Source organism: Stenotrophomonas hibiscicola ATCC 19867, from assembly GCF_000382065.1.
GTDB classification, from domain to species: domain Bacteria; phylum Pseudomonadota; class Gammaproteobacteria; order Xanthomonadales; family Xanthomonadaceae; genus Stenotrophomonas; species Stenotrophomonas hibiscicola.
Window position 1 is genome coordinate 668,990 of record NZ_KB907500.1, and the last position, 12,097, is coordinate 681,086.

Annotated in this window: 11 protein-coding genes; 4 read left to right on the plus strand and 7 right to left on the minus strand. The window is 67.2% G+C overall.

Annotated features, from left to right (window positions below):
- Nucleotides 1–2: 2 nt before the first annotated feature.
- The gene (locus tag G370_RS0111580; RefSeq protein WP_019660741.1) at nt 3–974 is read right to left on the minus strand and encodes a helix-turn-helix transcriptional regulator; all 972 of its coding nucleotides are present in this window, start codon (nt 972–974) and stop codon (nt 3–5) included.
- Between the two features lie 80 nt (nt 975–1,054).
- On the opposite strand from G370_RS0111580, the gene G370_RS0111585 reads away from it, so the two are divergent.
- A complete protein-coding gene (locus G370_RS0111585; RefSeq protein ID WP_019660742.1) occupies nt 1,055–1,657 on the plus strand; it encodes a LolA-like protein in 603 nt (200 codons plus the stop codon).
- 107 nt (nt 1,658–1,764) lie between these two features.
- The gene (locus G370_RS0111590; protein WP_019660743.1) at nt 1,765–2,541 is read left to right on the plus strand and encodes a DUF481 domain-containing protein; all 777 of its coding nucleotides are present in this window, start codon (nt 1,765–1,767) and stop codon (nt 2,539–2,541) included.
- 128 nt (nt 2,542–2,669) lie between these two features.
- On the opposite strand, the gene hemC is transcribed toward G370_RS0111590, so the two are convergent.
- From hemC to mdoH, 5 genes are all read right to left on the minus strand, one after another.
- Entirely contained in the window at nt 2,670–3,581 is a 912-nt protein-coding gene (gene hemC, locus G370_RS0111595) for a hydroxymethylbilane synthase (protein WP_019660744.1), read from the minus strand.
- Between the two features lie 655 nt (nt 3,582–4,236).
- Nucleotides 4,237–4,968 (minus strand): LytR/AlgR family response regulator transcription factor, encoded by a 732-nt coding sequence (locus tag G370_RS0111600; protein WP_019660745.1) that lies wholly within the window; start codon nt 4,966–4,968, stop codon nt 4,237–4,239.
- Between the two features lie 10 nt (nt 4,969–4,978).
- Entirely contained in the window at nt 4,979–6,022 is a 1,044-nt protein-coding gene (locus G370_RS0111605) for a sensor histidine kinase (RefSeq protein WP_019660746.1), read from the minus strand.
- Between the two features lie 3 nt (nt 6,023–6,025).
- Complete coding sequence (locus G370_RS0111610) at nt 6,026–6,685, minus strand: alpha/beta hydrolase (protein ID WP_019660747.1); 660 nt, start codon at nt 6,683–6,685, stop codon at nt 6,026–6,028.
- Nucleotides 6,686–6,735: 50 nt separating this feature from the next.
- Nucleotides 6,736–8,661, minus strand: a complete 1,926-nt coding sequence (gene mdoH, locus G370_RS0111615) for a glucans biosynthesis glucosyltransferase MdoH (RefSeq protein WP_019660748.1) — start codon at nt 8,659–8,661, stop codon at nt 6,736–6,738.
- Nucleotides 8,662–9,155: 494 nt separating this feature from the next.
- Here mdoH and G370_RS0111620 point away from each other — a divergent pair, with 494 nt between their 5' ends.
- On the plus strand, nt 9,156–11,198 hold the full coding sequence (locus tag G370_RS0111620) for a TonB-dependent receptor domain-containing protein (protein WP_019660749.1): 2,043 nt from the start codon (nt 9,156–9,158) through the stop codon (nt 11,196–11,198).
- A gap of 57 nt (nt 11,199–11,255) precedes the next feature.
- On the opposite strand, the gene G370_RS1000000121755 is transcribed toward G370_RS0111620, so the two are convergent.
- On the minus strand, nt 11,256–11,426 hold the full coding sequence (locus G370_RS1000000121755) for a hypothetical protein (RefSeq protein ID WP_021204097.1): 171 nt from the start codon (nt 11,424–11,426) through the stop codon (nt 11,256–11,258).
- 214 nt (nt 11,427–11,640) lie between these two features.
- On the opposite strand from G370_RS1000000121755, the gene G370_RS0111630 reads away from it, so the two are divergent.
- Nucleotides 11,641–12,027 (plus strand): DUF2628 domain-containing protein, encoded by a 387-nt coding sequence (locus G370_RS0111630; RefSeq protein ID WP_019660750.1) that lies wholly within the window; start codon nt 11,641–11,643, stop codon nt 12,025–12,027.
- Nucleotides 12,028–12,097: the final 70 nt, after the last annotated feature.

Here is a 12,097-nt window from a genome sequence, read left to right on the forward strand (position 1 = left end):
TGTCAGGATTTTTCGTAGTTGCTCAGGGCCAGCTCGAGCAGCGCCTTGGCCTGCTCGCGCAGCATCACCGGCTCGATGATCTCGGCATCCGAACCATAGTGCAGCACGTCCATCAGCAGCTCGCGCGAGACGCTGTACGGCACCTTCAGTTCGTAGCGGCCATCGGCCAGGAAGCGGCCCTGCTGCTTGGAATGCCAGTGCTCGTCGGCCACCCAGCGCGCGGCCTTGGCGCTGAACAGGATGGTCGCCCAGCCCTTCGGCGCACCAGAAAAAATGCCATAGCTGGCGCCGAGCTGCTCGTCCAGCTCGCTGTCGGCGACATCGCGGGCGGTGCTGTCGATCACCCGTGCCTTGTGGATGCGGTCCACGGCGAAACTGCGCAGCGCCTCGCGGTCATGGTCCCAGGCATCCAGGTACCAGTTGTCGCGATAATGGGTCAGGCGCTGCGGCGAGACGGTACGCTTGGTCGGCTCGTCGGTGGAACGGGCACGGTACTCGAACGCCAGCTGGCGACGCTCCAGCACGGCCGAGGCAACGCTGCGGAAGCTGCCCTCGTCGAACTTGCGGCCACGGTGCGGAATCACCCGCACGCGGTCCACCGGCCAGCTGGACACGCCCGCCTGGGCCGCCAGCAGGCTCTCGATGCGCTGCTGCAGCGGCGCCAGCACCGAAGACAGCACGCCACCGCCGGTGCGCGCCAGCAGGTGTTGCGAAGCCAGCAGGGCATGCAGCTCCTCCGAGCTGAGCCATAGGCCAGGCAGTTCGAAGCGGTCGCTCTCGTCGGCCTGGTAACGGAAGCCTGCTTCGCCGTCGCCCTCGATCGGTGCCATCAGCGCATCGCGCAGGAAGGCCAGGTCGCGGTAGACGGTGGCACGGGAACAACCGAGCTTGTCCTGCAGGGTCGCCACCGTCACCGGATAGCGCGCGGACTTGAGCAGACGATGCAGGGCGGTGATGCGTTCGTATCGGTCCATGCCCCCGATTATGTCCGAGTCGCGGGTCTTGTGTGGGACGTTTGGGCTATCGTGGTCGCCCCCACCCCATGGAATGCCCGATGCGCCGGTTGCCTGCCCTGTCCCTGCTGGCCTGCCTGCTGCTGGCTGCCTGCGATCGCGCACCGGCGCCGGCCAGTACCGAAGCCCCCGTGCCCGCGGCCGATCCGGCCCAGGTCGTACTGGGCGCCAGCCAACGCTTTGCGGCCCTGCGCAGCTTCCACGCCGAACTGGAGGTGCTGGGCGCGCCGCAGCGGGTACGCAGCGCCATGGACTTCGTCGCCCCCGACCGCTTTCGGGTGGAGACGCCGGCCGGTCCGCAGACCATCATCGGCGACACCCTGTTCCTGCAGGCCGACGGTGCGATCCGCCAGGTGCCGGCCCCGCCCGGCCTGCTCGAGCAGTGGCGCAACCCGCTGCCGGCCGACGCCCTGCCCGCCGACCTGCAGGCCGAGGACCTCGGCAGCCAGGCGCTGGACGGGGTCGAGACCCGTCACTACCGGCTGCGCGGCAGCCAGCCCGGCGAACGCCTGGAGTACTGGGTGGATACCCAGGGCCTGCCACGCCAGATCGTGCGCAGCGGCCGCAGCAATGGCCGCAGTTTCCAGCTGCGGCTGCGCTATTCGCGCTTCAACGACCCGGCGGTGCGCGTCGATCTGCCCTGAATGGGCGGTCGCGGCAACGTCTGCTGAAGCGGGCGTTTGGATCGATTCGGACCGCCATCACGCTTCCAGTATCATCACCGGCTGTCAACCGCTTCGGAGTAGTCCCGATGTTCCTGCGCGTGTCCCTGCTGATCCCCCTGCTGCTGTGCGCGCCGCTCGCGTACGCACAGGATGCCTCCGAACTGGCGGCGATGTCTTCGCCGTGGAGCGGCAGTGGCGGCGAGCTCGGCTTCGCTTCGGCACGCGGCAACAGCAGCACCGAGAGCTTCAACGGCCGCCTGCGCCTTCGCTACACCGACGGCGACTGGGTTCACAGCATGGACCTGGCCGGCCTGCGCTCCAGCTCCAAGGTGACCGAGACCCGCGATGACGGCACCACCACCCGCCGCAACAACACCACGGCCAATCGCTACACCGGCAGTGCCGGCAGCGCGCTGCAGCTGGGCGAGCACCGCCAGCTGACGGCCACGGTGCGTACCGAGCGCGACGACTTCGCCACCTACGACCGCCAGAGCTCGTTCGGCCTGGGTTACGGCACCCGCCTGTGGAACACCGAGCGCTTCTCGTTCGACGCGCAGATCGGTCCCGGTGTGCGCCGCACCCACAGCACCGAGGACGACCGCACCCGCACCGGCATGATCGGCCGCGGCCTGTTCGACATGAAGTACTCGCTGACCGACAACACCGACCTGGTCAACACGCTGCTGGTCGAATCCGGTTCGTACAACACCTTCGGCCAGAACGACTTCGGCGTGTCGGTGAGCATGAACGAGCACTTGGCGCTGAAGGCCGGCTGGCAGGCGCGTTACAACAGCGACGTCGCTGTCGACAAGCGCAAGACCGATACGCTGACCACGATGAACGTGGTCTACAAGTTCAAATAAGCAGAACGGGCGCCGAGGGCGCCCGTTTCGTTTTTGTAGAGTCGAGCCATGCTCGACTTGAGCGCGAAGCCCGGGATTTTCCCGGCGAAGAGCAGCCGAGCATGGCTCGGCTCTACAGACATCGGGGCTCAGACGTTCAGCAGTTCGCCGGCGCCATCGTCCAGCAGCATGTTCGCCACGCGCTGGCCCAGCGCTTCCGGGGCATTGGCCGGGCCCACCGCCTCGGCACGCACCGCACGGCCATCGCTGGCGCTGCCAACCAGCCCCTGCAGGTGCAGGTCGTCGCCCTGCCACTGCGCGATGGCCGCCACCGGCACATGGCAGCTGCCATGCAGCGCACGGTTCATTGCCCGCTCGGCTTCCACGCAGGCACGGGTAGCCGCGTCATCAAGCTGGCCGAACAGCGCCCTCAGGTGCGCATTGCCGCCATCGCACTCCACCGCCACCGCGCCCTGCGCCGGGGCCGGCAACCACTGCGGCGGTTGCAGGCGCGCGACGATGCGCTCACCCAGGCCCAGGCGCTCCAGGCCGGCCACGGCCAGCACGATGGCGTCGTAGCCGCCGTTGTCGAGCTTGGCCAGCCGGGTGTTGACGTTACCGCGCAGGTCGAGCAGTTCCAGGTCCGGGCGCAGCGCGCGCAGCTGCGCCTGGCGGCGCAGCGACGAGGTCCCGACCCGCGCACCGATCGGCAGCGCGTCCAGCGAGGCGTACAGGTTGGAGACGAAGCCATCGGCCGGATCGTGTCGGGGCAGGATTGCCGGCAGCGCGAACGGCTCGTCCAGTTCCATCGGCACGTCCTTCAAAGAATGCACGGCGCAGTCGGCCTCACCGCGCAGCATGGCCAGCTCCAGTTCCTTCAGGAACAAGCCCTTGCCACCGATCGCGGCCAGCGAGCGGTCGAGCACCTCGTCACCGCGGGTGCTCATCGGCACCAGTTCCACATGCAGGCCGGGATGGGCCTGGCGCAGGCGGTCAGCGACGTGTTCGCTCTGCCAGAGGGCGAGCGGGCTCTTGCGGGTGGCGATGCGGACGGTTTCCATCCGGTCATTATCGCGCCTCCGGCGCGGATACGGCCAACGGCGGAGCCCCTCGTGGCTGGCGGAGGGGTCGTGAAAGCAACAGCCGCGCTTGGCCGGGCGGGGTGGGGTCGCGGGGGACGCCGTGAATCCGTCCGTGGAGGCTTGGCCGCGGCATCCATGCCGCGGACACCCCCGCGCCCCCACCCCGCCCGGCCTCTGACAGCTTCCGTGCGCGTCAGCCACGGAAGATCAAAAGAAAAAAGCAGAAGCAAAAGCAACAGCCGACGGCTTCCGGGGTCAGATCCCTTTTCCGCAGGAAAAGGGATCTGACCCCTCTTTCCCCACCCGATAACAACAATGCCTTTGCCGTCCGACGCGGGAAAAACGAGAGGGTTGGGCCGGGGTGGGGTGGCGGGACCGTTGGCGCCATGGGCGCGAGGCATGCCTCGGGCGGGTTGGGCAGGACGCCCAACCCCGGTCTTGCCGTGTGCGCAGGACAGCGCACACGAGCAAGGCGCCATCGAGCTTACAGGGATGTACTTGCAGCGTGTCCCGCCACCCCACCTCGGCCCGACCCAGTACGTAGCACCAACGAGCCGACCAACCCGCCGTTGCTGTTGCTGTTGCTGTTGCTGTTGATCTGAAAGCAGTCGCGGCCGCAGGCCGCGCGGAAACCTCACAGATGCCGCAGTTCCTGCTTCAGCGTCGCCACGCAGCGGCGGCTGACTTCCAGCGGTTGCTTGCCATGGCGCAGCATCGCCTGCACCTGGCCGCCCGTGCCACGACGCAGCTCCACCAGCTCATGGCGTGCCACCAGGCAGTTGCGATGGATGCGGATGAAGCGGCTGGCGAACTCCTCTTCCAGCGACTTCAGTGACTCTTCGATCAAGTCTTCTCCACGTGCGTGGTGCACCACCACGTACTTCTCTTCGGCCTGCAGGTAGTGGATGTCGTCCAGCGGGATCAGCCGCAGGCTGCCGCGCAGGCGTGCGCACAGCATGCTCCGTGCCTGTTGCCCACGATGGTCCTGCGGCTGGCCATCACGGCCGGCCAGGAACGTGCGTGCGCGTGCAATCGCCGCCGCCAGGCGTTCGGCGCGCACTGGTTTCATCAGATAGTCGATCGCCGCAGCCTCGAACGCCGACAGCGCATGCGCATCGTAGGCGGTGCAGAACACCACCGCCGGCCGGGGTTCGAAGCTGGCCAGATGACGGGCCGCTTCCAGGCCATCCAGCCCGGGCATGGCGATATCCAGCAGGACCAGGTCCGGCTGCAGCTCCGCGCACGCGTGCAGGGCCTGCTCGCCGTTACCGGCCTCGGCCACCACGACCACGCCGTCCTGCGCGGACAACAGGCTGCGCAGGCGCTCGCGCGCCAGCGGTTCGTCATCGGCGATGACTACCCTCACGATCGCTCCCTCACTGGATCGGCACTGTCACCTGGCAGGCATAGTAGCCCTCGCTCCAGCCAGCCGTCATCCGCGCGGCGCTGCCGAAACGCCAGGCCAGCCGATGGCCGATGCTGTGCTGGGCATGGCCGGCACCGCGCGCCAGGGCCAGTCCGGGCGCCTGCGGGTCGGGCGCCGGGTTGCGCACGCGGATCTGCAGCTCGTTGCCCTCGCGCACCAGCTGCAGCTCGATGGTGCCGCCCTCGGGCAGCCGCGAGATGCCATGCAGCACGGCGTTCTCCACCAGCGGCTGCAGTACCAGGCGAGGCAGGGGAAGATTCCAGGGCAGCGGCTCATCGCGCTGCCAGCGCACCTGCAGACGCTCGCCCAGGCGCAGTGATTCAATCGACAGGTAGCGCTCGGCCAGCTCGCATTCGTCACGCAGGGTGGAATCGCCCTCGCCCGCCCCCAGCGCCGCACGGAACAGATCGGACAGGTCCAGCACCGCACGCTCGGCCACCGCCGGATCGCGATGCAGCAGGCTGGCGATCAGGTTCATGCTGTTGAACAGGAAATGGGGGCGGATCCGCGCCTGCAGCGCATCGGCCTGTGCGCGTGCGTTGGCCTGCACCTGCGCGGCCCAGCGGTCACTCACGTAGAAATAGCGCAGGGCCAGCGCGGTGATCAGCGCGGTGGTGGCCGCGCTGCCCAGCGTGAAGCGCCAGAAGCTGATGCCGCGGGCGAAGTTGTCGCCCAGCACCGCGTACAGCGCATGCACGATGCCGGCGCAGATCACCGCGATCAGTGTCGCCAGTGCGATGGCCGCCACAGCCCCCAGCACCTGCGGCAGCCTCGACAGCGCCTGCCGCAGCAGGCACAGGCTGGCGGTCACCGCCAGCGCAAGCCACAACGCGAAGCCGCTGGCCGACAGCAGTTCGCCGAAGGTCCAGTGACGGCTACCGTCGGGCGCCAGCGCCAGTACCACCACCACCAGCTCGGCCAGGCCGAGCATCGCCGCCAGCCGCGGCAGGCGGCACAGTTCCGGCATCCACGGCGGGGCGCTGGCCGGTGACATGGCTCAGGCAGCGCCCAGGCGTTCCTGCAACCAGTCACCCAGCGCCTGGATTTCTTCGGCGCAGACCTGGTGGGCCATCGGATAGCTGTGCCACTCCACCTCCAGGCCCATCGCCTGCAGGGCCTGCGCGCTGTGTACGGCCACCGCCTGCGGAATCACCGGGTCGCTGCTGCCATGGGCCATGAACACCGGCACCTGCACCGCACCGTCAGCGCGCTTGGCGCTCTCGGCCTCGGGCAGGTAGGTGGACAGTGCAATCAGGCCGGCCAGTGGCGCCGTGCGTGACAGTGCGGCGGTCAGGATGATCGCGCCACCCTGCGAGAAACCGGCCAGGAAGATCTTCTCCGGAGCGATGCCGCGCTCGATCTCACGCGCGATCAGCGCATCCAGCTGCAGTACCGAGTCCTGCACGCCGGCCATGTCGGCGCGCGAGCGGAAATCCATGCCGACGATGTCGTACCAGCCGCGCATCGGCACGCCGTTGTTGATCGTGATCGGCCGCACCGGCGCATGCGGGAACACGAAGCGCAGCGCTGGCCAGTGCGGACGCACCAGCTCCGGCACGATCGGCGCGAAGTCGTGACCGTCGGCGCCAAGGCCGTGCAGCCAGATCACCGACCACTGCGGCGAGGCGCCGGTTTCCTGTTCCACCGTTTGCAGCATGATGTGGCTCCTTCAAGTTCGAGCCGCATTATGCCGCTGCCGCAGGGCGATCAGTACAGCGGCGGTTGTTCGGCCGCTTCCCGGCGCAGCTGTGCAGCGCGTACCAGCACCGGCGGCGGGATGTTCTCTTCGGGGATATCGAGCAGGCCAAGCCGATGCAGGAAGGTACCCGGCCCGCGCGATGACGTCAGCGCCACCACCGGGACCGCCAGCACCATGCCGATCACCACCGGCGCCATCCACGCGGCCAGCGACGGCGATACGGCCCAGGCCAGCACGCCCATGAAGGCACCGAATACGCCGAGGCCGCCATAGCCGCGGATCAGCGCCAGCCACGAGATACCACCGTCGTCACGCTGCTGCGCGTCCCAGCCGGAATCGCGTCCGGACAGCACTTCGGCGACGCCGCGCGACTGCACGTACATCACCACCGGCGCCATCAGCGCGGCCAGCACGGTTTCCACCAGCATCGAAACGAACGCGCGGATCGCGCCACCACAGCCACGACGGTCGACCGGCTCCAGAAGCATTGCCAGGTACCCCAGCACCTTGGGCAGCAGCAGCACGGCCATGGTGGCAGCGAACAGGCGAACCACCTGTTCTTCGTCCTGTGCGCGCCAGTAAACGCTGGGCGACAGGTGCAGCAGGGCGTTGAAATCAATGCCTTCCTGGAACAATGGAATGGCGATGCCGATCAGCATCAGCATCGCCCACATCGGCGCGGTGAAGTAATGGCCGATGCCGATCAGCATGTGCGTGCGGCTGATCCAGTGCAGCCCACGGCTGCCGACCACCTTGCCGTGTTGCAGGTTGCCCTGGCACCAGCGGCGGTCGCGCACCAGCAGGTCAGTCAGTGTCGGAGGGCCTTCTTCGTAGCTGCCACCCAGGTAGGGCACCATGTGCGCGGCCCAGCCACCACGCCGCATCAGCGCCGCTTCGACGAAGTCATGGCTGAGCACATGGCCGCCGAACGGCTTGCGTCCTGGTAGCGCTGGCAGGCCGGCGTGGTCTGCGAAGGCGCGGGTGCGGATGATGGCATTGTGGCCCCAATAGTTGCTCTCGGCGCCATGCCACCAGGCCACGCCACGCGCAATCACCGGCCCGTACACGCGGCCACCGAACTGCTGCATGCGCGCGAACAGGGTACGGCCACCGATCACCGACGGCAGGGTCTGGATCAGGCCGACGTCGGCGTTGTGTTCCATGCCGGCCACCAGGCGCACGATGCTGTCGCCGGTCATCAGGCTGTCGGCGTCCAGGATCAGCATCTGCGGGTAGGCGCCGCCGAAGCGGCGCACCCAGTCGGCGATGTTGCCGGCCTTGCGCCCGCTGTTGTCGCCACGGCGGCGGTAGAACAGCCGCACCCGGCCATCAGGTACACGCTCGCGCAGTTCGGCAAACACCTGTTCCTCGGCACCGGCGATGTCCTCGCGGCGGGTGTCGCTGAGCACGAAGAAGTCGAAGCGGTCGAGCTGGCCGGTGGCCGCCACCGACTCGTAGATCGCCTGCAGGCCCGCCAGCAGGCGGCGCGGGTCTTCGTTGTAGGTTGGCATCAGCAGCGCGGTGCGGCTGTGTACCGTAGGCAGCGGCTTGTCCGGATCGATGCCCAGCCGGTAACCCCGGTCGAACACCGCCGTCAGGAAGCCGGCCACGGCACTGGCGAACGACAGCGCAATCCAGGCGAACAGGCCGACGAACAGCACCAGCAGGCAGGCTTCAAGCACGCTGATGCCGTTGGCCGACAGCACCCGCCACATCATCCGGGTAGCGATGGCGGTCATCGCCAGCGTGCCGCCGAAGATGTAGAACCGGCGCAGGCCGATCAGCCGCGGCGAGGTGCGGTGGCGTCGAACCTTCAGATGGCCCTCGCGCAGGGTCTGCTCGGGCATCTGCAACGGCGATTCCACCGGCAGCAGCGCCCAGCCGGCATCAAGCCGGGGCGTATCCGCTTCCGCATGGATGGTCTGCACCCCCATTGCCGCCTACTCCGCGCGGTCGGCACGGCCGGCCATCCCGGCCGGGCTGCATGCACCAAGGTTCCCGGCGCGCTTTCCCGGCGCCCGCACTTGTCCTGGCTGCGTCGGCCTCACGCCGCGCAGTCGCTGTCTGTCACTACCGGAACCCACACGATCTCCAACAGGGCGGAATCGAAAATGCGGCCCAGTCTAGGGCGCCGGATGTAAGCCGGGTGCGAAGGCCTACGCCGGGATTTATCCCCATTCAGCAAACAGCAGGCGAGTCTGGCAGCCAGGTATCGGATGTCACCTCGTCGCCTCCCGTGCTGGATCGTAACAAATGCGAACGGTTATCATTTCATGAACCAGGCAGGTTGCCGTCGTCCGCACGGTCAAAACCCACCCAGCTGCGCCGGTTCCAGCCCCGGCGCCGTATGACCCATGGAAGGGAGCTGCCCGCTGTCTGCGTGCGCCTGCTGCCTCCATCGGGTCTCCCTCCTCCGATGGAAGCCATCATGCCCCTGTCCCGTTCCCGTCCCGCGCGCCCGCCGCGCACCCGCTTGGCCAGCGCCCTGGCCGCCGCCTGCCTGCTTGGCCTGCCCGGCATGGCTGCCGCAGAGGCCAGCGCCGATGCCTCCACCACGAATCTGGATACCGTGGTGGTTACCGCCTCGGGCAACCAGCAATGGATCAAGGATGCCCCGGCCAGCATCAGCGTAATCAGCCGCGAGGACATCGAACGTCAGCCGGTGCACGACCTGGCCACCCTGCTCAGCCGTGTGCCGGGCGTGACCGGTGGCCTCAGCGCGGTCGGCGAGCAGTCCAAGATCAAGCTGCGCGGCATGCCGTCGAACTACACGCTGGTGCTGGTGGACGGCAAGCGCATGGGCAGCTCGGCGTCGACCAACTACCGCCCCGACCTCGGCCGTCAGGATCTGAACTGGATCTCGCCGGAGCAGATCGAACGCATCGAAGTGGTGCGCGGGCCGATGTCGTCGCTGTATGGCTCCGATGCCATGGGCGGGGTGATCAACATCATCACCAAGCGCATCGGTGATGACTGGAGCGGCAGCGCCACCCACAGCTACACCCGCCCCGCTGACGGCAAGCGCGGCGATACCCGGCAGATCGGCGCAACGTTCTCCGGCCCGCTCGGCGAGCGCTTTGGCCTGCGCATCGGCGCCAACAGCATGCGCCGCGATTCGGACCGCTCCAACGGCGGTGTCTACGGCAATGCCTATGCGGGCGAGAAGGACCGCAATGTCGACGCGCTGCTGCAGTGGAACCTGAGCGACGCACAGGCGCTGTCGCTGGAAGCCGGCCATGGCGTGCAGCAGGCCTTCATCGATGCGTCGCTGGAAAAGCAGGATGAAAGCGCGTGGGGTGCCAGTGAGCTCAAGCGCAGCTCGCTGGCGCTCAACCACGATGGCAAGTGGAGCTTCGGCAATTCGAAGATCAGTGCGTACTGGACCGAGTACAGGAACAACATCGGTGCTACCGGCCGTTCCGAAGCAACAGATACGATCATCGAGGGCAACCTGACCACGCCGTTCACCCTCGGCGTTGAACACCAGTTTGCCGTGGGCGGCCAGTGGAAGCGCCAGGAACTGACCAACACCGATACCATCGGCCGCGCGCCGATCGACTATGCCGGCAATGCCGTCAGCGGTTCCGATCTGGAAGTGGATGCCTGGGCCCTGTTCGTAGAAGACGAACTGAAGCTGCACCGCACCCTGGCACTGACCCTGGGCGCGCGCCTGGACCACCATGAGAAGTTCGGTGGCCACGTCAGCCCGCGCGCCTACCTGGTCTGGCATCCGGCCGAGCAATGGACCATCCGCGGTGGCGTTTCCAAGGGCTTCCGCGCGCCCAGCCTGACCGAGAACTCGCCCAGCGCCGCCACCCAGTCCGGGGGCCGTGGCTGCACCTCGCTGATCCCGCTGGGCTATACCCGCGGCGGCTGCTACATGGCCGGAAACCCGGACCTGGACCCGGAAACCAGCACCAACCGCGAGATCGGCATCAGCTTCGACAACGACCTGGTCGATGCCGGCCTGACCTACTTCCACACCGACTTCAGGAACAAGATCGAGTACGCACCGCTGGGCAGGTTCAACGGCATCTGGTGGACACGGATGAGCAACGTGCAGCGCGCACGCACCAGCGGCATGGAAGGCAACCTCAATTTCCGCTTCGGCGAGCACTGGCGCTGGCGCACCTCGGCGACCTGGATGAAGGAAGCCAAGAACCTGACCACCGGCCGCAACCTGATCGATACTCCGGAATTCTCTGGCTATTCGTCGCTGGACTGGACGCCCAGTACGGTGTTTTCCAGCAGCCTGTCGGCGCAGTACACCGGCAAGCAGACCGGCACGGCGACGACCTTCCTCAAGGCCTACACGCTGTATGACCTGACCGCAGCGCTTAACGTCAACGAGGTGCTGACCCTGCGCGGTGGCATCAGCAACCTGGCCGACAAGACGCTGTATGCCGAAGGCTCCACCGACTACTTCGTCGCTGGGCGCAGCTACTTCCTCAGCATGACCGCACGGTTCTGAGCCCCGCGCGCGCCGTGATCGCGCTGGCGTGATGCCAGCGCGATCAACGGTGGCGGATTACTCGCTTTCCAGCGCGGCCGGCGCCGCGTCCCGCGTGGCGGCCGTGCGCGCACGGTCCATCGCCACCGCCAGTTGCTGGCGCGCGAGCAGTTGTTGTGCCTGCACCACTTCAGGTGTCGGCAGGAGCACCGGCCCCGGTGCGTTTTCCGGTGTAGCAGCTGTAGTCATGCAACCTCCATGGACATCCCGCCGCCGCCGGGGTCAACCGCGGCGGCAGCGGAACTGCGCACCCTAACCTAAAAACAAGGCGGGCGGGTGACGGTGCGGCGCCGGGCCGCAGCCGTCGGAACAAGGCAGGCGTCACATTTTTGACGGCAGCGCTTGGATCCTGAATAGGACTTGTCCTATCATGAAAACGTTTTCTCACAGGGATGTTTCCCCAATGAATACCACTGACCTGTCCCAGTTCAGCCCGAAGTGGCAGTTCCGCTTCAACTTCTTCCGCCAGCACGGCGCCCCCAAGAACCCCGGCTTCAAGCAGGCCTGGAAGGCGCTGTCCTTTGGTGATCGCCTGAAGATCAACCTGAACTTCTTCGCGCTGTTCTTCGGCGCCATCTACCTGCTGATCCTTGGCATGTGGCGCAAGGCACTGGTGGTGATCGGCATCAACATCGTACTGGCCATCATCACCATGTTCCTTCCCGACGTTGTCGGGCGCATGCTGTTCATCGCCATGAACCTGCTGGTCGCCTCCAGCACCAACTACAGCTACTACCTGGAGAAGGTGGAAGGGCGCACCAGCTGGAACCCGTTTGAAGGCATGTTCTGAGCCATCAGACCTGCGCAGGGATGCGCGGCAAGGATGCAAGCGACGCCCGGCCTCCGCCGGGCGTCTTCGT